Here is an 18,030-nt window from a genome sequence, read left to right as displayed (position 1 = left end):
CAACTCGGTCAGTCCCCTCTCCCTCGGGGAGAGGGCTAGGGTGAGGGTGCTTTTGCTTTTAGGCAGCCTGGGAATAAAAGTCGAGAACGCTGACACCCGTCAACAAATCAGTCTCCGGCAAATCCGCATGCTGATGCCCGCCCAGCGCGCAATACACCAGCCAATGGCGATCCTGAACATTGAAGGCAAGGCTGCCGACGAGACTTTGCTGTTCGTCGTAAGGGGTGATGAGGTACAGACGATCCTGATTTTCAGCGTGAAGCATGTCGCGTTCCATGTGCGTTTCGAGGCGCGCATCTTGGTGTATCCACATGACGAAGCCGTGACACAGGACAGCCATCGGTCGATTGTCAGGTTATTTGTCGCAAAGGCTGGGGTTGAACGGGCAGGTTTGGTTAGAATCCGCGCCGCAGTCGTCGATCTGGCGTCTGCCACACCGGTTCAGATAGAGGTCTGTGATGTCGCTGCACTTGATGACGCTGTTTACCGCCCATCCCGCCAAGTTGATCAACTTGCTGGCGTTGTTGTTGGCGTTTCCGGGGAGTTGGCTGCTGCACGCCACTCGTCGCCGTGAACAACGTGCGATGGCCAGCATTGCCGCTCAGCGCCAGGCGCAACCGAATGCCGAACCAATCCTTGATTGGGCGACCTTGCGCATGAACCGGTTTTTCTATCGTTTTGGTTTTGCTTGCCTCGGGCTGGCCCTGATCGTCTCCTGGATCAGCACGCGCTATTAAAAGCAAAAGATCGCCGCCTTCGGCAGCTCCTACACGAATCCCCTGTAGGAGCTGCCGCAGGCGGCGATCTTTTGATCTTGCCGTTGCTTTACAACGGCAACCCAGCCTTGACCCGGTACTGATTACGCACCGGCGTCGCATATTGCAGCACCAGATACGGACGATGCTCCTCAGGGCACGCATCCAAGCGTTCCTGCCACTCTTCCTGCGCCTTGGCCAGCTCATCCGCCGGGAACACCTCGGCAGCTTTCGGCACATTCAGCTGCGGATCGGCATCGGCCCACTGTGCATACGCCAGGTAATGCACCGGGAATAACCGGTAACCGCCGAGAATCTGCTTGTCCATCTCGATCGCCAATTGCTTGGTGTCTTCGAACAGCTCGGTAATCGGCGCGGCAAAGTTCACGTGCACCCGGCCCTTGTAGCCGGTGATGCCCTTGGCAATGCTCACATCATCCTCACCCGGCGCTTTCGCGTAAGTGCCGGTGGTGGCGCGGATGTACAGCTCGCGGGCCTTGGCCTGGTCGCACGGGTCATATTCGTAGCTGATCGACACCGGGGTAACGTTCAGCGAGCGGATGACTTCGCCGAACGGCTCGTCCTTGCGGCTCATGTGGAACATCTTGAGGATCGCCGACTCGGTGCGGTCGTCGCCGTCCTTCGCCCGGCCTTCAGCCTGAGCGATCCAGATCGACGCGCAATCGTTGCGGATCGAGTGGTTGATGTACGCTGATAACAGTTGATAAGCGGCCATTTTCTCGCGACGGCCGGTGATCGAACGATGAACGATGAAACTCTTGTTCAGGCGCATCAGGTCGCTGACAAACGGCTTCTGCAGCAGGTTGTCGCCAATCGCAATGCGCGGCGTCGGCAGGCCGGCGTGGTACACGGCGTAGTTGACGAAGGCCGGGTCCATCACGATATCGCGGTGGTTGGCGATGAACAGATAGGCGCTGCCGGACTTGAATTGCTCGACACCGGTGTAGGTCACGCCGTCGGTGGCGCGCTCGATGGTGTGGTCGACGTAGGACTCGACCTTGTCCTGCAACGTCGCCACCGACGTCACGTCGGCGAACTCACGACGCAGCCGATGGGCTATAAGTGGTTTGAGCATCCAGCCGAAGGCACCGGCAAAACGCGGGAAGCGGAAGTGGGTGAGGATATCTAGAAACGCCTTGTCGCCGAGCAGTCTTGCCAGTACCACAGGTACTTCGCTGTCGTCGTAAGGTCGGATGGCATCGAATTCGCCCATCATGCTCTCTTGTTGGAAACGGCTAGGGTAAGTAAAGGTTTTGATCGAAAACCCGCGGGGCACGGTCTGAAAAAGTAGCCAGACAAAAATAGCCCTGCAAATAGACCGGCGATTATACGCACAAGTCACTTGGGAGACCGCGATGCTGGAAACCGCTGAATACGAATGTCCTTATTGTGGGGAAACGGTCGAGACGACAGTGGACTTGTCCGGCGGCGATCAGACCTATATCGAGGACTGTCAGGTGTGTTGTCGGCCCATCACGTTCGTATTGCAGGTCCATGGAGAGGACTGGTTTCTGGAAGTCTTCAGCGAAAACGAGTGAGGCGCGCCCATGCAGCGAATCTACGAGCCGGAAAACCTGATGGAAGGCGAAATGCTCAAGGGCATGCTCGCCAGCGAAGGCATCGAGGCGCACTTGATTGGCCGTGATTTGCTCGGTGGTACGGGCGAATTGCCGATTTTCGGTCTGCTGGGACTGTCCGTCGATAACGACCAGGCCGAATACGCCCGCGAGCTGATCACCGCGTACAATGCCGCGCTGCCGCTGCCCGGCGATGAACCGGAGAGCTTCCCCGGGACGCTGGTCTGTTAGGCTGGCCTTCGTTTTACTTCAGAGTCGTGTTGCCCCATGTGTGGACGTTATGCCCTGTTTCGCTGGAACCGCGATTTCGCGGCCCTGCCTGGTTTTCCCGCCGATCAGCAGGCGCAGTGGAACATTTCCCCCAATGATTCGGTGTTGATGCTGCGTGCCGCTGAAGATGGCCAGCGCAGCCTGGCCCGCGCCCGTTGGGGATTAACGCCGCCGTGGCTGACCGATCTGTCGAAAACACCGGCACATGCCCGGGCGGAAACCGTGGCCGAGCAGCCGATGTTCCGCGAAGCCTTGCGTCTGCGCCGCTGCCTGCTGCCGGCCAACGGTTTTTACGAATGGCGCGGGACGCAGCGCAAGCGGCCGTTCTGGCTGACGCCGGGGGAGGGTTCTTCGCTGTTTTTCGCGGCGATCTGGGAGGCGTATCCGGTGCAGGAACAGGTGTGGTTGAGTACGGCGGTGATTACTCAGCCGGCGTCGAGTCAGCGCCGGCCGTTGATTCTCGATGAGGCGGGGCAGGCGGCGTGGCTCGATCCCGAGACGCCGTTGCATGTGTTGCAGGGGTTGCTGGCCAGTGAACCGGCGGCGCTGCGTGAGCGGGTGTTGGCGAATCTGATCAATGATCCGAAACTCAATGGGCCGGAGTGTCTGACTCCGGGTTAAAGCATTTAGATCAAAAGCCCCTCATCGGAACGCCGCCCGCCTAACCCTCTCCCAGAGGGAGAGGGGACTGACCGGGGGATATTGTCGTAATACACCGACTTGAACGCTCTGCTTTGAATCCATAATCGACTGGTTATTTCAGGTCGATGTATGAAGGGAGACAACTCGGTCAGTCCCCTCTCCCTCTGGGAGAGGGTTAGGCGGGCGGCGTTCCGATGAGGGGCTTTTCGCTTTTCAGACCTTGAACTGATTGATCAACCGCCGCTGCTGCTCCGCCAGTTTGGTCAAATCGGCACTCGCCGAACTCGACTCATCCGCGCCCCCCGCCACTTCATTGGCCACTTGCCCGATGTTGATCACATTGCGGTTGATGTCATCGGCCACCGCACTCTGCTCTTCCGCCGCACTGGCAATCTGCGTGTTCATGTCGTTGATCACCGAAACCGCCTGGGTGATCGTTTCCAGCGCTTCAGCCGCTTTCGCCGCATGCTGCACGCTTTCGTCAGTGCGGTTCTGACTGTCCTCCATGACCCGCACCACATCGCGGGTGCCTTGTTGCAGTTGCTGGATCATGGTCTGGATTTCTTCAGTGGCTTTCTGGGTTTTCTGCGCCAGATTGCGTACTTCGTCGGCCACAACGGCAAACCCACGCCCCTGTTCACCGGCACGCGCCGCCTCGATCGCCGCGTTCAGGGCCAGCAGGTTGGTCTGCTCGGCGATGCCGCGAATGGCGGTGAGAATGGCGTTGATGTTCTCGCTGTCCTTGGCCAGGGTCTGTACCACATCTACTGCCTTGCCGATTTCCAGCGCCAGCACGCCAATCGAATTGGACGTATCGCGGACAATCTGCATGCCCTGGCTGGCGGCCTGGTCGGCATGACTGGCCGCTTGTGCCGCCTGCGTCGCGTTCCGCGCGACATCCTGCGCGGTGGCGGTCATTTCCTGCACCGCCGTGGCGACCTGATCGATCTCGGCCATTTGTTTTTGAATGCCGATGTTGGTGCGAATGGCAATGTCGGCGGTGTGTTCCGAGGAATCGCTGACGCTCTGCACCGACGTCACCACCTGCGTGATCATCGCCTGCAACTTGGCCAAAAAGGTGTTGAAGCCCTTGGCGATCGAGCCCAATTCATCGCTGCGATCACTGCTCAAACGTCGGGTCAGATCACCTTCACCTTGAGCGATGTCATTGAGCATGGCGACCATTTGCTTCAGCGGTCTGGCGATGCCGTGGCCGACCAGCCAGATCACTAGCAGGCCGAGGCCGGCGATGAGCAGACCAACCATGGCCATGCCGAAGGTGTCGGACTTGCGTTGCGCATCAAGGTCGGCCTGCAGCTTTTGCAGATCCGCCATTACCGCGTTCAAAGGCAATTGCAGCATCAGTGTCCAGCGTGCGTCGGTCTGGCCGATGCCGAATGGCAGGTAGAGTTCGATGCGACCCTTGTCCTTGTTGACCGAGTAAGTCACTTCGCCGCGTTTGAGATTGGCCATGTTGGCGGTCTGCTCAGCGTCGAGAATATCGCTGACTTTTTCGCCGAATTTGCTCGGGTCTTTGGTGTAGGCGACGATCCGGCCGTTGCCGCCGATCAGGGCCATTTGCCCGGCGCCGCTGTAGAGCTTCTGGTTGGCGCCGAGGAGCATTTCCTGAATGAAGTTCACCGACAGGTCGGCGCCGACAATGCCCTGGAAGGCGCCGTTAAGCATGATCGGTTCGATAAAGGAGGCGAGCATGACGATCTTGTCGCCGACCTTGTACGGCGCCGGATCGATCACGCAGGATTTTTTGCTTTCTTTCGAGCACAGGTAGTACTCGCTGGCACGCACGCCGGTAGACAGGACTTTCTGGTCGTCGACATCGACCAGTTTGTCCAGGCCGAGGGTGCCGTCATCGTTGCGGAACCACCACGGCAGGAAGCGCCCGTTGGCGGCATCGATCCCGACCACGCTGGTGCCGATATAGGCCGCGTCGTTGTGATCGAGGGCGTTTTTCTCCCAGCCGATGTAGGTGCCGAGAATTTTCGGGTTCTTTTCGACGTTCTCTTTGATCAGGCTGATCAGTTGCTCGCGACTGACAGTGAGGCGTGGCTGACCATCTGCGCCCGGCGTACCGAGCAGGGCGTTGACCCGCACCAGGCCCCCGGCAATCAGCAGCGGCGCTTCGAGTTCGCGCTGGATCTGGCTGACCTGGGTTTGCGCCAGCGAGGTCAGGCGCTGTTCGATGACTTGCTCGAACTGCGCCTGGGTGCGCTGTTGCACCATCTCTTGCGTGCGCGCGCCGGAAAACAGCGCATACAGCACCAGCGCGGCGACCACGCTGAGGACGATGGCGCCGGCCAGGGCGGCGACGGAAAACTGGATCGACTTGAACTTCATGGGAGCTCCGCACGCAAGAGGACGTCTGCGCTGATGTATCGGCAGCGGGCATTGGGCCATGAGTGCGAGCCGGAGCAATTGAAAGCCAATGTCGCAAATGGATCAGTGCGCGACGCAGTTGCACGGGACTTGGCGGTCGCTGTGAATTTTTTGCGACAGCTCTGGTGGGAAACGTCTGAAAGTCGCTGCAACACGTCCGTTGTATCTGGCGTCGATACAATTACCCGCCTAGGATACGCGCAGGTTTTCAGGGAGCTTTTGAATGAACAAGACATTGGTTGTAAGTGCACTGAGCGCAGCGCTGTTGCTGGCCGGTTGTCAGTCGGTCAACACCACCAGCGGCGGTGCCGTGGGTGTGGAGCGCAAGCAGTACATGTTCAGCATGCTGTCCTCGCAAGAGGTCGACCAGATGTATGCGCAGTCGTATCAGAAGACCGTCGGCGAGGCGTCCAGCAAAGGTGTGCTGGACAAGACCAGTCCCGAGGCCAAGCGGGTTCAGGCGATTGCCAACCGTCTGATCGCCCAGGCGCCGAACTTCCGTCCGGATGCTGCGCAATGGCAGTGGGAAGTCAATCTGATCAAGAGCGATGAGCTCAACGCCAACTGCGGGCCTGGCGGCAAGATCATTTTCTACACCGGGCTGATCGACAGCCTGAAACTCACCGACGATGAAATCGCCGCCGTTATGGGCCATGAAATCGCCCACGCCTTGCGCGAGCACGGTCGTGAAGCGATGTCCAAGGCGTACGGGATTGAAATGGCCAAACAGGGCGCGGGTGCGTTGCTCGGCCTGGGGCAGGACAGTCTGGCGCTGGCTGATACCGTGGCCAACTACGGGATGACGCTGCCGAACAGCCGCGCCAACGAAAACGAAGCCGACCTGATTGGTCTGGAACTGGCCGCACGCGCCGGGTACAACCCGAACGCCGCGATCACTTTGTGGAACAAAATGAGCAAAGCGTCGGAAGGTTCGCCGCCGGAGTTCATGAGCACTCACCCGGCTTCGACCAGCCGGATTGCCTCGTTGCAGGCGGCAATTCCGAAGGTCATGCCGTTGTACGAAAAAGCTCCTAAATCCTGAGTCAGTGATCGTTCCCACGCTCTGCGTGGGAATGCCTCAAGGGACGCTCCGCGTTCCAAGCGGGACGCAGAGCGTCCCCGGCTGCATTCCCACGCAGAGCGTGGGAACGATCCTTCACTGAGGGTTAAACCCAGCCACTGCTCTGCATCGCCTTGTACACCGCAAAAATCGCCAGAATCATGAATGCCGAAGCCGCAAGGCGACGGATCAAGGTCAATGGCAGTTTGTCTGCGGCGAAATTACCTGCCAGCACCACCGGCACGTTGGCAATCAGCATGCCTGCCGTCGTACCGATAATCACCAGCCACAGTTCCGGATATTGCGCGGCGAGCATCACCGTCGCGACCTGAGTCTTGTCACCCATTTCTGCGAGGAAAAACGCAATCAGCGTGGTCAAGAACGGCCCGAACTTGCGTGCGGTGCTGGTTTCATCGTCATCCATTTTGTCCGGAACCAGTGTCCACAGCGCCGTGGCCGTAAAGCTTGCGGCGAGAATCCAGTGCAGCGTGGCATTCGAGAAGAAACTGCCGAACCAGGCGCCGACCGCACCGGCTGCTGCGTGGTTGGCCAAGGTCGCGGCGACAATACCGGCAATGATCGGCCAGGGTTTGCGGAAGCGAGCGGCGAGAATCAGCGCGAGCAGTTGCGTCTTGTCGCCGATTTCGGCCAAGGCAACGATTGCGGTGGGAACGAGTAACGAGTCCAGCATCAGGATTTCCTAAGGGGCGGGTCGACACGGCTATGACACGTACAGCCTTCCCGCCCCGGGTAAGGTGTGCGTGTCATAGGTCTTGTCAAACCCTGCGATCCGTCTGCTGCGGACGCTTGGGTCGCATACGCCATGATCTGAGGATCAAGTATGTTGACGTATGCCGGACGAGCTTGGCGCTCGTGGGAGACTACTCCCCTAGGACGGAGCGGATTCTGCCTTCGCAAATCCGATTGAGCAAGAACAAATTTTCAGCCGCGCTTGGCCCGGTAGATGCGGAAACCATTGCCTTCGGCCTTGATTGCACAGACGCCCAGATGCTCTTCGATCAGCGGTTGATACTTGAGGAAGCTGTTCGCCACCAAGCGCAGTTCGCCGCCATTTTTCAGATGTTTGGCCGCTTTTCGCAGCAAGTTCTCGGTTGCGAAATAATCGGTGTGCACGCCGACATGGAAAGGTGGATTGCTCAGAATCGCACTCAAACCCATCGGCGCGGCATCGATACCGTCGCCAGTCAGCACTTCAGCTTCCAGACCGTTGGCCGCCAATGTCAGGCGGCTGCTGGCGGCGGCGAAGGCATCGACATCGAGCAGGGTCACCTGATTGTGCGGGTAGCGACGCTTGACCGCAGCGCCCAGAACCCCGGCACCGCAGCCAAAGTCGAGCAGATGGCCGCTCGGCAGTTTGTCCAGATGCTCCAGCAGCAGGGCACTGCCGCGATCCAGGCGACCGTGGCTGAACACGCCCGGCAGGCTGATAACTTTCAGCGGACCCTCGGCCAAAGGCAATTCATAGGTCTGCGCCAGGCTTTCCAGGGATTTCACTTCAGGGGCGTTGGCCACGGTGACTTGCCAGAGCTGGCAGTGCCGCGCGCTGTCGAGTTTGCGCGGCTTGCCGAACGGGTTGAGCTGCTTGGATGCGCCTTCGATGCCGCTGCGCTTTTCCCCGACCAGAAATACTTCACGCCCGGCCAGACGCGAGGCCACGGCATTGAGGATGTAATCGGTCAGGTCTTTGGACTTGGGCAGGAACACCACGGCGCTGTCGAACTCGCGCTCGGGAATGTTCACGCCGAAATGGCTGCGCCCTTCGAAACGGGCATCCAGTGCGGCCTGGTCGCCGGCATGCCAGCACCAGCCGAATGCGTTGGGCAGGCGTCCGAGCAAATCATCGGCGGGCAAACCGGCCAACAACAACGAACCTTGAAACAACTCGGGCTGACGAAGCAGTACTTCACTGCGCGGATCCATAACTGCTCCTCAAAAAAAAGTGCCGCAGTTTATCAACTGACGACCCGCAGCGCCTTACCGCTGAAGAACGCCTGAGCGTTTTCGGTCAATTGGCCGACGATGCGCTGCCGAGCCTCGCGGCTGCCCCAGGCGTTGTGTGGCGTAACGATCAGGCGTGGGATGTCCGCCGCGAGCAACGGATTGCCTTGGGTCGGCGGCTCGACGCTCAACACATCGGTAGCCGCGCCGCCGAGGTGGCCATTGCGCAAGGCATCGGCCAGCGCCTGTTCATCGATCAGACCGCCACGGGCGGTGTTGACCACGAACGCACCGGGCTTCATCGACGCCAACTCGCGAGCACCGATGAAGTGGCGGGTGTGTTCGTTGAGCGGGCAGTGCAGGGTGAGGGCGTCGATTTGCGGCAGCAATTCATCCAGCGGCAAACGATCCGGGCGATCTGGGCGCCCGGGAATCTGCCCGAGCAACACGCGCATGCCGAACGCTTCGGCCAATCGCGCCACAGCGCCGCCGAGTTCGCCATGGCCGAGCAGGCCGAGGGTTTTGCCTTCCAGCTCGACAATCGGGTAGTCGAGCAAACAGAACTGTTTCGCCTGCTGCCAGCGACCTTCGCCAACGGCTTTCTGATAATCGGCCAGGCGCGTGGCGAGGTTGAGCAGCAGCATGATCGTGTGCTGCGCCACCGACGGCGTGCCGTAACCCTGACAGTTGCACACGGTGATGCCGTGAGCGCGGGCGGCCGCAAGGTCGACGTTGTTGGTGCCGGTGGCGGTGATCAGGATCAGTCTCAGGTCGGGGTTGGCGGCCATGGCGGCGGCGTCGATCAGGATCTTGTTGGTGATCGCTACGGTGGCGCCTTGCAGGCGTTCGGCGACTTGCCCGGGCAACGTTTGGGCGAACAGCTGCAGATCGCTGAAACACTCGCGCAACGGACTAAGGTCGAGGTCGCCGAGATCCAGCGAAGGGTGATCAAGGAATACCGCGCGGTGCGTGTTCGTCATCAACTGTACCTTTCGTGCTGTGAGCGTAGGGCGTAATCTGCCGAGCCTACCAGATGAAACAAATTGATACGCTTGGCCGAAAGGAGCCCCCATGTACTGGACCGAGTTCTTGACCGTTGCACTGATCCATTTGCTGGCTGTCGCCAGCCCCGGCCCGGACTTTGCGGTGGTGGTGCGCGAGAGCGTGACCCACGGTCGTCGCGCCGGTACTTGGACCGCATTGGGCGTGGGCACGGCGATTTTCCTGCACGTTGGTTATTCGCTGCTCGGTATCGGCCTGATCGTGTCGCAATCGATCGTGTTGTTCAACGCGTTGAAATGGGCGGCGGCGGCTTACTTGCTGTACATCGGCTTCAAGGCATTGCGCGCGCAACCCGCGAAAGCCGTGGCCGATGACTTGCACAAAGAGGCCGGCGTACGCACGGCTCGCGGCGCGTTCACGTCGGGCTTCGTGACCAATGGTCTGAATCCGAAAGCCACGCTGTTCTTCCTGTCGCTGTTCACTGTGGTGATCAACCCGCACACGCCACTGGCGGTGCAGGCCGGTTACGGGGTTTACCTGGCGGTCGCGACTGCGTTTTGGTTCTGTCTGGTGGCGATGTTGTTCAGTCAGCAGCGGGTGCGTGCCGGTTTCGCCCGCATGGGCCACTGGTTCGACCGCACCATGGGCGCCGTGCTGATCGCTCTCGGCGTGAAAATCGCGTTCACCGAGATGCACTGATCTCAGAACCGCGACTTGAACCTGTGGGAGCGAGCCTGCTCGCGAAGGCGTTGGATCAGTCGACATTATTGGTGGCTGAAAGAGCGCTTTCGCGAGCAGGCTCGCTCCCACAGGGCCTTACACCAGTTCGCTGAGTTTGCTCAGGGTGTTCAGGTAGTCGCGGGGATTCTCTCCCAGCAAACGGCGAAACATCGCGCTGAACGCCCGCGCGCTGCCGTAACCCAAGTCCTGCGCCACACGCTGCACGCTGTCCCCGGCGAGCAGGCGCGGCAGGGCTTCCATCAGGCGCAGTTGCTGGCGCCAGGCGTTGAAACTCATCTGCACTTGTTGCTGAAACAGCCGCGCCAGCGTGCGTGAGCTGGCGCCGACCTGCTGCGCCCAGTCTTCCAGCGTATTGGTGTGATCGGGGGTGTGCAGCAGTGCCAGACAGATATTTTGCAGACGCCGGTCGGTTGGCATCGGAATGTGCAGCGGCAGGTTTTCCAGACCGGCGAGTTCTTCCAGCATCAACTGCTGAATCAGCGGATTGTCGGCATGCGGCGGCCCTTGCACGGCACGCAGGATCAGCTCGCGCAGCAGCGGCGTCACCGCCAATACGCAGCACTGTTGCAGGCTGGCGGGTGACAGTTCTGGCGCGATGAACAGCGAGCGCATCTGCACGTCGCCGCTCATGAAAATCTCGTGCGCCACTTCTGGTGGAATCCACACCGCGCGACTAGGCGGAATCACCCATGCACCCGAGTCCGTGACCACGCGCATGATCCCGCTGACCGCATACAACAACTGCGCCTCGCGATGCAGGTGCAGCGGCTGGTGCGCGCCATCCAGATAATCCCGGGGGTAGGCGCTCACCGGGCCGTGTTCGAAATGGCTGATCAACATGTCTGATTCGATGACTTGTCTGGCAGGAATGCGCTTTGTGGCCAACTTAGCATAGCGCCACACAACAACGTAAAGCGTGCCGCCATGAATCAATCCAGAAACGTCATTCGCTATATCAACGCCGCCCATGTGATCGATCACATGTTCATGCTGATATTTCCCGCCGCCGTGCTCGGTATGACGCAGGCCTTCGGTCTCGACTACGCCACGCTGATCGGCCTGTCACTGGGCGGCTTCATTGCCTTCGGCGCGTGTTCGCTACCCGCTGGTTGGCTGGGCGATCACTGGAGTCGGCGGCAGATGATGCTGGTGTTTTTCTTCGGCATCGGCGCTTCAGCGATTTTCACTGGCCTGAGCAGCAGTCCGGCCATGCTGGTGATCGGTCTGACCCTGATCGGTATTTTTGCGGCGATTTATCACCCGGTCGGCACGGCGATGTTGGTCGCTTATGCTCAAAATCGCGGCCGGGAAATCGGCATCAACGGTATGTGGGGCAATCTGGGTGTGGCGTTTTCGGCGCTGATCACGGGCTTGCTGGTGGCGCAATTCGGCTGGCGCTCGGCGTTTCTGATACCGGGCGCAGTGGCGATTGTGCTGGGGGTTGGCTTCGCCTTGCACGTGCGTGAAGAGCCGATTCCGAAGCGTGCGCACACGCCACTCAAGGGGGCCGCTGGCCAGCGTATTTCCATGCTCATGGTGTTCGGCGTGCTGGCGCTGGCGACGGCCACTGGCGGCGTGGTGTTCAACGCCACCACCATGACCTATCCGAAGCTGTTTCAGGAGCGTTTGCATGAGCTGTTTGCCTCGCCGCAAACCCTTGGTGTGGTGGTCAGTCTGGCTTATGCCTTTGGTGCGGTTGCGCAGTTGAGCATTGGTCGGGTGTTGCATCGACTCAGCCTGAAATGGCCGTTCATTGTCCTGACGCTGTGCCAGGCACCGCTGCTGTTTGCGCTGGCCTATGCCGACGGCTGGGCGGTGATCGCCCTCGGCGCAGCGTTCATGTTCGTGGTCTTCGGTCAGGTCACCGTGAACGATGCGATGGTCGCCAACTTCGTCGCCCCGCAATGGCAATCACGGGTGTTCGCTCTGCGTTACTGTTTATCGTTCGGTGCCAGTGCGGCGGCGATTCCGCTGATTTCCTATGTCGAACCGCGCCATGGTTTTGTAGGCCTGTACTTGATTCTTGCGGGTTTCGGCGCTTTGACCTTCCTTGCAGCAGTCGTATTCCCACGGACGCCTTCCGAGGAGGCTGTAGGGCAAACAGCCTGATAAATAGCGAAAACCGGCAAATGCTGGCGCAAAGCTAGCATTTGTACGGCTTTGCAAATCATTCCTTTGGCTGATTTGGCTGGCGTATAAGGGTTCTAGAGTACCGATCTCTACGCCAACACCGTGCAGTCAGAAAAGGGATTCTTATGTTGCAGACTCGCGTCATTCCCCCGGCCGATGGGGCCTACCAGTATCCATTGCTGATCAAACGGCTGCTGATGTCCGGCGCCCGTTACGAGAAAACCCGCGAGATCATCTACCGTGACCAGTTGCGCTATAGCTACCCGACCTTGATCGAGCGCGTGGCGCGGTTGGCCAATGTGCTGACGGCCGCCGGTGTGAAAGCCGGTGACACCGTGGCGGTGATGGACTGGGACAGCCATCGTTACCTGGAATGCATGTTTGCGATTCCGATGATTGGCGCGGTGATTCATACCATCAACGTGCGCCTGTCGCCGGAACAGATCCTCTACACCATGAACCACGCCGAGGACCGCTTTGTGCTGGTCAACAGCGAGTTCGTCGGTCTTTATCAGGCAATCGCACCACACCTGAGCACGGTCGAGAAAACCCTGCTGCTGACTGATTTGCCGGAAAAAACCGCCGACCTGCCGAATCTGGTCGGCGAGTACGAACAACTGCTGGCCGCCGCTAGCCCGCAGTACGACTTTCAGGACTTCGACGAAAACTCGGTCGCCACCACGTTCTACACCACCGGCACCACGGGCAATCCGAAAGGCGTGTATTTCACCCATCGGCAACTGGTGCTGCACACCATGGGCGTGTCGACGATCATGGGTTCGATCGACAGCGTGCGCCTGCTCGGCACCAACGACGTGTACATGCCGATCACACCGATGTTCCATGTACACGCCTGGGGCCTGCCGTACGTGGCGACCATGCTTGGCCTCAAACAGGTTTATCCGGGGCGCTACGATCCGGAGTTTCTCGTCGAATTGTGGCGCAAGGAGAAGGTTACCTTCTCCCACTGCGTGCCGACCATCCTGCAAATGCTGCTCAACGCCAAAGGCGCGCAGGGCATCGATTTCGGCGGCTGGAAAATTGTCATCGGCGGCAGCGCGCTCAATCGCACCTTGTATGAAACCGCCAAGGCGCGGGGCATTCAGCTCACCGCTGCGTACGGCATGTCGGAAACCGGGCCGCTTGTATCCTGTGCGCACCTCAATGATGAGTTGATGGCCGGCACTGAAGACGAGCGCACCACCTACCGGATCAAGGCCGGTGTGCCGGGGCCGCTGGTGGAAGCGGCGATTGTCGATGCCGAGGGTCACTTTCTCCCGGCCGACGGCGAGACCCAGGGCGAACTTGTGCTGCGTGCGCCATGGCTCACCGAAGGCTATTTCAACGAACCGCAGAAGGGCGCCGAGCTCTGGGCTGGCGGCTGGTTGCATACCGGTGACGTCGCCACGCTCGACAGCATGGGCGTGATCGACATCCGCGACCGCATCAAAGATGTGATCAAGACCGGCGGCGAGTGGATCTCTTCGCTGGATCTCGAAGACCTGATCAGTCGTCACGTCGCGGTACGCGAAGTAGCAGTGGTGGGCATCGCCGATCCGCAGTGGGGCGAGCGCCCGTTTGCCTTGCTGGTGATCCGCGAAGGGCACGTGATCGGGGCACGCGAACTCAAGGAACACCTCAAACCGTTCGTGGAATTGGGCCACCTGAGCAAGTGGGCGATTCCGAGTCAGATCGCCCTTGTTACCGAAATTCCCAAGACCAGTGTCGGCAAGCTCGACAAGAAGCGCATCCGCCTCGACATCACCGAATGGCAGGCCAACAACAGCACCTTCCTCTCGACACTTTGAGTGTCTGCTGGCGCGCCGAAACCGGCGCGCCAGACCCACCAAGCAAGCGCTTGGCTTGTGAAATCGAAAAAATCAGCCATCCTTGCCGTGCCGACATGCGTCGGACTGGCGAAAGGACTGTTCCAGAGTGGTTGGCAGCTGCAAATCACACTTTAGAGGGATCAAGCAGTACCACCTGCTGGCTATAGTCCGCTCAAGGATTTTTAAGAACGGGGCACACGCACAAAACGGGGCGATGCATCTTTGGAGTGATTTCGGGTTGTCTCTGGCACCCGGTCCTTCAGGCGTTTTTAAAAGTACTCACTGCCATAACAATAATGCACATGGAGTAGCGTCGATGACCTCAGTAAACCAGTTCTGGCGCCGGGCGAAACTGCCTCTGGCGGTCAGTCTTGCCTCTTCGCTCGCCGGGCCCGCATTCGGCGTCAGTTTCAACGTCGGTGAAATCGAAGGCCAGTTCGACTCTTCCCTGTCGATCGGTGCCAGTTGGTCTACCCAGAGCCCGAACAAGAACCTCATCGGCGTCAACAACGGCGGCCATGGTCTGTCGCAGACTTCTGACGATGGCCACGCCAACTTCAAGAGCGGCGAAACCTTTTCGAAGATCTTCAAGGGCATCCATGACCTTGAACTGAAATACGGCGACACCGGCGTGTTTGTCCGTGGCAAATACTGGTACGACTTCGAACTCAAGGACGAAAGCCGCGAGTTCAAGGACATCAGCGATTCGGGCCGTAAAGAGGGCGCCAAGTCGTCCGGCGGGCAGATCCTCGACGCCTTCGTCTACCACAACTACGCGATCGCCGATCAGCCAGGTTCCGTGCGTCTGGGCAAGCAGGTGGTGAGCTGGGGTGAAAGTACCTTCATCGGTGGCGGCATCAACTCGATCAACCCGATCGACGTTTCCGCGTTCCGTCGTCCGGGCGCCGAGATCAAGGAAGGCCTGATCCCGGTCAACATGTTCTACGTGTCCCAGAGCCTGACCGAAAACCTTTCGGCCGAAGCGTTCTATCAGCTGGAATGGGACCAGACCGTCGTCGATAACTGCGGCACGTTCTTCTCGCAGCCAGACATCGTTGCCGACGGTTGCAACGACAACCTGCGCGTGCTGAACAAGCGTTCGCAAATCCCGGCCATCGCCCTGGGGCCGTTGGCGGCCAACGGTGTCAATGTCAACGAAGAAGGCGTTCTGGTGCGCCGTGGTCCGGACCGCGATGCCCGTGACAGCGGCCAGTGGGGTGCGTCCTTCAAGTACATGTACGAACCGCTGGACACCGAGTTCGGCGCCTACTTCATGAACTACCACAGCCGTGCGCCGATCTTCAGCGCCACCGGTGCTCCGCAATCGGTCTACAACACCGCGCGCGCGCTGCCGGGGCCGTTTGCGGCACTTGCACCGTTGCTGGTCGCGGGTAACTCGAACTACTTCATTGAATACCCTGAAGACATTCGCCTCTACGGTCTGAGCTTCTCCACCACCCTGCCTACCGGTACGGCGTGGAGCGGTGAGATCAGCTACCGGCCGAACGCGCCGGTACAACTGAACTCCACCGACATTCTGTTCGCCGGTGTGCGTCCGATCGGCGGGGCACTGACCAACGCTTCGATCCTCAATGGCGTGCCGGGTCAGGACCTGCACGGTTACGAGCGTAAGGAAATCACCCAGATCCAGACCACGTTCACGCACTTCTTCGATCAGGTCATGGGCGCCAGCCGTCTGACCCTCGTCGGCGAAGTCGGCGCGACCTACGTCGGTGGGCTGGAAAGCCGTTCCGACAAGCGCTATGGCCGCGATCCGGTATACGGCCCGGGTGAGTTGCCGGCCACTGGCGGTGTGAATACCTGCGCCAATATTCTCAACGCCAGCACCATCAATGGTGCCGGGCCGGGTTCACCGCAGAACAACCGCAGCCGCAATTGCGACAACGACGGCTTCACCACCTCGATGTCGTGGGGCTACCGCGGTCGCGCCATCTGGGAATACAACGACGTCTTCGCCGGTGTGAACCTGAAGCCGAACGTGGCTTGGTCCCACGACGTCAGCGGTTACTCGCCAGGCCCTGGCGGCAACTTCGAGGAAGGTCGCAAAGCGGTCAGCCTGGGCGTCGACGCTGAATACCAGAACACCTACACCGCGAGCCTGGCGTACACCAACTTCTTCGACGGTAAGTACACCACTGTGGATGACCGCGACTTTGTTGCGCTCAGCTTCGGCGTGAACTTCTAAGCACTGCATTTCAGGACGAACGAATTTATGAAAATAACAAAGAGTCTGTTCCACGCCGGTGTTCTGGGCCTGTCGCTGCTGGCGACCGGCGTCATGGCCGCCGTGCCTGCTGCCGAAGCCGACAAACTGGGCAAGAGCCTGACGCCGATGGGCGCGGAAATGGCCGGTAACGCCGACGGTTCGATCCCGGCGTGGAAGCCGCTGCCGAAGAACGCCGGGTCGGTCGACAGCAAGGGTTTCCTGTCCAATCCATACGCCAGTGAGCAACCGCTGTTCACCATCACCGCGAAAGACGTCGATAAGTACAAGGACAAGCTGGCGCCAGGTCAGTACGCGATGTTCAAGCGTTACCCGGACACCTTCAAGATGCCGGTCTACCCGTCCCATCGCGGTGCCACCGTGCCGGATGACGTGTTCGCCGCGATCAGGAAAAACGCCACCACCACCAACCTGGTGTCCGGCGGCAACGGTCTGGAAAACTTCGACACCGCCGTACCGTTCCCGATTCCGAAGAGCGGCGTGGAAGTCATCTGGAACCACATCACCCGCTATCGCGGCGGCAGCGTGACCCGTCTGGTGACCCAGGCCACACCTCAGCCGAACGGCTCGTTCAGTCTGGTGTACTTCCAGGATCAGTTCGTGTTCCGCGACAAGATGAAGGACTACGACCCGAAAAACCCGGGCAACATCCTGTTCTACTTCAAGCAGAAAGTGACCGCGCCGGCACGTCTGGCCGGTGGTGTGCTGCTGGTGCACGAAACTCTCGATCAGGTCAAAGAACCACGTTCGGCGTGGGTCTATAACGCCGGCCAGCGTCGTGTGCGTCGTGCGCCACAAGTGTCCTATGACGGTCCGGGTACTGCGGCGGATGGCCTGCGTACCTCCGACAACCTCGACATGTTCAACGGTGCGCCGGATCGCTACGACTGGAAGCTCGAAGGCAAGAAAGAGATGTACATCGCCTCCGACAGCTACAAGCTCGACGATCCGAAACTGAAGTACGCCGACATCATCAAGGCCGGTCACATCAACCAGGATCTGGCACGTTACGAGCTGCGCCGCGTCTGGCATGTGGTTGCCACCCTGAAAGAAGGTCAGCGTCACATCTACGCCAAACGTGACTTCTACATCGACGAAGACACCTGGCAAGCCGCCGTGATCGATCACTACGACGGTCGTGGCCAACTGTGGCGCGTCGCCGAAGCGCATGCCGAGAACTACTACGACAAGCAAGTGCCGTGGTACGCCCTGGAAACCCTCTACGACCTGCAGTCCGGCCGCTATCTGGCACTGGGCATGAAGAACGAAGAGAAGAGTGCGTATGACTTCGGTTTCACCGCCACCACCAGCGACTTCACCCCGGCTGCACTGCGTCAGGATGGTGTTCGCTAAACCGCTGTAAAACCGAGGCCGCATCCTCGTGAAAACGCCCCGACTGGTTCGG

At 59.9% G+C, this 18,030-nt stretch carries 17 protein-coding genes and 1 riboswitch; of the genes, 10 read left to right on the top strand and 7 right to left on the bottom strand.

Features of this window, described 5'->3' with window-relative positions:
- Positions 1–58: 58 nt before the first annotated feature.
- Positions 59–265 carry a hypothetical protein gene (locus CLU80_RS08210; RefSeq protein ID WP_008083982.1) on the bottom strand — a complete coding sequence of 69 codons (207 nt, stop codon included), beginning with the start codon at positions 263–265 and terminating at the stop codon, positions 59–61.
- A 193-nt stretch (positions 266–458) separates the two neighbouring features.
- On the opposite strand from CLU80_RS08210, the gene CLU80_RS08205 reads away from it, so the two are divergent.
- Complete coding sequence (locus CLU80_RS08205; protein WP_093441332.1) at positions 459–737, top strand: hypothetical protein; 279 nt, start codon at positions 459–461, stop codon at positions 735–737.
- An 88-nt stretch (positions 738–825) separates the two neighbouring features.
- Here CLU80_RS08205 and CLU80_RS08200 read toward each other — a convergent pair whose 3' ends face one another.
- Entirely contained in the window at positions 826–1,989 is a 1,164-nt protein-coding gene (locus CLU80_RS08200; RefSeq protein WP_175559676.1) for a 1-acyl-sn-glycerol-3-phosphate acyltransferase, read from the bottom strand.
- A gap of 142 nt (positions 1,990–2,131) precedes the next feature.
- On the opposite strand from CLU80_RS08200, the gene CLU80_RS08195 reads away from it, so the two are divergent.
- The 3 genes from CLU80_RS08195 to CLU80_RS08185 are packed head-to-tail and all read left to right on the top strand — an operon-like array spanning position 2,132 to position 3,244.
- Entirely contained in the window at positions 2,132–2,314 is a 183-nt protein-coding gene (locus tag CLU80_RS08195; protein ID WP_093441321.1) for a CPXCG motif-containing cysteine-rich protein, read from the top strand.
- A 9-nt stretch (positions 2,315–2,323) separates the two neighbouring features.
- Positions 2,324–2,584, top strand: coding sequence for a putative signal transducing protein (locus tag CLU80_RS08190; RefSeq protein WP_007912819.1), 261 nt, complete (start codon positions 2,324–2,326; stop codon positions 2,582–2,584).
- A gap of 36 nt (positions 2,585–2,620) precedes the next feature.
- Positions 2,621–3,244, top strand: coding sequence for an SOS response-associated peptidase (locus tag CLU80_RS08185; RefSeq protein ID WP_099757161.1), 624 nt, complete (start codon positions 2,621–2,623; stop codon positions 3,242–3,244).
- Between the two features lie 234 nt (positions 3,245–3,478).
- On the opposite strand, the gene CLU80_RS08180 is transcribed toward CLU80_RS08185, so the two are convergent.
- Positions 3,479–5,620, bottom strand: coding sequence for a methyl-accepting chemotaxis protein (locus CLU80_RS08180; protein WP_099757160.1), 2,142 nt, complete (start codon positions 5,618–5,620; stop codon positions 3,479–3,481).
- A 262-nt stretch (positions 5,621–5,882) separates the two neighbouring features.
- On the opposite strand from CLU80_RS08180, the gene CLU80_RS08175 reads away from it, so the two are divergent.
- On the top strand, positions 5,883–6,701 hold the full coding sequence (locus CLU80_RS08175) for a M48 family metallopeptidase (RefSeq protein WP_093441307.1): 819 nt from the start codon (positions 5,883–5,885) through the stop codon (positions 6,699–6,701).
- A gap of 124 nt (positions 6,702–6,825) precedes the next feature.
- Here CLU80_RS08175 and CLU80_RS08170 read toward each other — a convergent pair whose 3' ends face one another.
- From CLU80_RS08170 to CLU80_RS08160, 3 genes are all read right to left on the bottom strand, one after another.
- Positions 6,826–7,410: a TMEM165/GDT1 family protein gene (locus CLU80_RS08170; RefSeq protein ID WP_099757159.1), complete on the bottom strand. Its 585-nt coding sequence runs from the start codon at positions 7,408–7,410 to the stop codon at positions 6,826–6,828.
- A gap of 87 nt (positions 7,411–7,497) precedes the next feature.
- Positions 7,498–7,622: riboswitch (yybP-ykoY riboswitch) on the bottom strand.
- A 39-nt stretch (positions 7,623–7,661) separates the two neighbouring features.
- Positions 7,662–8,660: a methyltransferase gene (locus CLU80_RS08165; RefSeq protein WP_093441302.1), complete on the bottom strand. Its 999-nt coding sequence runs from the start codon at positions 8,658–8,660 to the stop codon at positions 7,662–7,664.
- 32 nt (positions 8,661–8,692) lie between these two features.
- A complete protein-coding gene (locus CLU80_RS08160; protein ID WP_099757158.1) occupies positions 8,693–9,658 on the bottom strand; it encodes a 2-hydroxyacid dehydrogenase in 966 nt (321 codons plus the stop codon).
- A gap of 91 nt (positions 9,659–9,749) precedes the next feature.
- Between CLU80_RS08160 and CLU80_RS08155 the strand changes: the two genes are divergently transcribed.
- Positions 9,750–10,379 carry a LysE family translocator gene (locus CLU80_RS08155; RefSeq protein ID WP_099757157.1) on the top strand — a complete coding sequence of 210 codons (630 nt, stop codon included), beginning with the start codon at positions 9,750–9,752 and terminating at the stop codon, positions 10,377–10,379.
- Positions 10,380–10,496: 117 nt separating this feature from the next.
- On the opposite strand, the gene CLU80_RS08150 is transcribed toward CLU80_RS08155, so the two are convergent.
- A complete protein-coding gene (locus CLU80_RS08150; protein ID WP_095125778.1) occupies positions 10,497–11,261 on the bottom strand; it encodes an AraC family transcriptional regulator in 765 nt (254 codons plus the stop codon).
- Positions 11,262–11,345: 84 nt separating this feature from the next.
- Here CLU80_RS08150 and CLU80_RS08145 point away from each other — a divergent pair, with 84 nt between their 5' ends.
- The 4 genes from CLU80_RS08145 to CLU80_RS08130 all read left to right on the top strand — a co-directional run bounded on the left by CLU80_RS08145 (position 11,346) and on the right by CLU80_RS08130 (position 17,978).
- A complete protein-coding gene (locus tag CLU80_RS08145) occupies positions 11,346–12,530 on the top strand; it encodes an MFS transporter (protein ID WP_099757156.1) in 1,185 nt (394 codons plus the stop codon).
- A 146-nt stretch (positions 12,531–12,676) separates the two neighbouring features.
- A complete protein-coding gene (locus CLU80_RS08140) occupies positions 12,677–14,359 on the top strand; it encodes a fatty acid--CoA ligase (protein WP_099757155.1) in 1,683 nt (560 codons plus the stop codon).
- 337 nt (positions 14,360–14,696) lie between these two features.
- Complete coding sequence (locus CLU80_RS08135; RefSeq protein ID WP_016985157.1) at positions 14,697–16,586, top strand: DUF1302 domain-containing protein; 1,890 nt, start codon at positions 14,697–14,699, stop codon at positions 16,584–16,586.
- Between the two features lie 27 nt (positions 16,587–16,613).
- Entirely contained in the window at positions 16,614–17,978 is a 1,365-nt protein-coding gene (locus CLU80_RS08130) for a DUF1329 domain-containing protein (RefSeq protein WP_099757154.1), read from the top strand.
- The last annotated feature ends 52 nt before the right edge of the window (positions 17,979–18,030 follow it).

The sequence above is a fragment of the Pseudomonas sp. 29 genome (assembly GCF_002754355.1).
Classification (GTDB): Bacteria; Pseudomonadota; Gammaproteobacteria; order Pseudomonadales; family Pseudomonadaceae; genus Aquipseudomonas; species Aquipseudomonas neuropathica.
The sequence above is the reverse complement of the archived record's forward strand: the minus strand, read 5'-3'. Positions and strand labels throughout refer to the sequence as shown.

Excerpts from the sequence above, each read along its gene's own strand:
- CLU80_RS08210 (WP_008083982.1), bottom strand. The coding sequence starts at position 265 with ATGCTTCACGCTGAAAATCAGGATCGTCTGTACCTCATCACCCCTTAC.
- CLU80_RS08205 (WP_093441332.1), top strand. The coding sequence starts at position 459 with ATGTCGCTGCACTTGATGACGCTGTTTACCGCCCATCCCGCCAAGTTG.
- CLU80_RS08200 (WP_175559676.1), bottom strand. The coding sequence starts at position 1,989 with ATGGGCGAATTCGATGCCATCCGACCTTACGACGACAGCGAAGTACCT.
- CLU80_RS08195 (WP_093441321.1), top strand. The coding sequence starts at position 2,132 with ATGCTGGAAACCGCTGAATACGAATGTCCTTATTGTGGGGAAACGGTC.
- CLU80_RS08190 (WP_007912819.1), top strand. The coding sequence starts at position 2,324 with ATGCAGCGAATCTACGAGCCGGAAAACCTGATGGAAGGCGAAATGCTC.
- CLU80_RS08185 (WP_099757161.1), top strand. The coding sequence starts at position 2,621 with ATGTGTGGACGTTATGCCCTGTTTCGCTGGAACCGCGATTTCGCGGCC.
- CLU80_RS08180 (WP_099757160.1), bottom strand. The coding sequence starts at position 5,620 with ATGAAGTTCAAGTCGATCCAGTTTTCCGTCGCCGCCCTGGCCGGCGCC.
- CLU80_RS08175 (WP_093441307.1), top strand. The coding sequence starts at position 5,883 with ATGAACAAGACATTGGTTGTAAGTGCACTGAGCGCAGCGCTGTTGCTG.
- CLU80_RS08170 (WP_099757159.1), bottom strand. The coding sequence starts at position 7,410 with ATGCTGGACTCGTTACTCGTTCCCACCGCAATCGTTGCCTTGGCCGAA.
- CLU80_RS08165 (WP_093441302.1), bottom strand. The coding sequence starts at position 8,660 with ATGGATCCGCGCAGTGAAGTACTGCTTCGTCAGCCCGAGTTGTTTCAA.
- CLU80_RS08160 (WP_099757158.1), bottom strand. The coding sequence starts at position 9,658 with ATGACGAACACGCACCGCGCGGTATTCCTTGATCACCCTTCGCTGGAT.
- CLU80_RS08155 (WP_099757157.1), top strand. The coding sequence starts at position 9,750 with ATGTACTGGACCGAGTTCTTGACCGTTGCACTGATCCATTTGCTGGCT.
- CLU80_RS08150 (WP_095125778.1), bottom strand. The coding sequence starts at position 11,261 with ATGTTGATCAGCCATTTCGAACACGGCCCGGTGAGCGCCTACCCCCGG.
- CLU80_RS08145 (WP_099757156.1), top strand. The coding sequence starts at position 11,346 with ATGAATCAATCCAGAAACGTCATTCGCTATATCAACGCCGCCCATGTG.
- CLU80_RS08140 (WP_099757155.1), top strand. The coding sequence starts at position 12,677 with ATGTTGCAGACTCGCGTCATTCCCCCGGCCGATGGGGCCTACCAGTAT.
- CLU80_RS08135 (WP_016985157.1), top strand. The coding sequence starts at position 14,697 with ATGACCTCAGTAAACCAGTTCTGGCGCCGGGCGAAACTGCCTCTGGCG.
- CLU80_RS08130 (WP_099757154.1), top strand. The coding sequence starts at position 16,614 with ATGAAAATAACAAAGAGTCTGTTCCACGCCGGTGTTCTGGGCCTGTCG.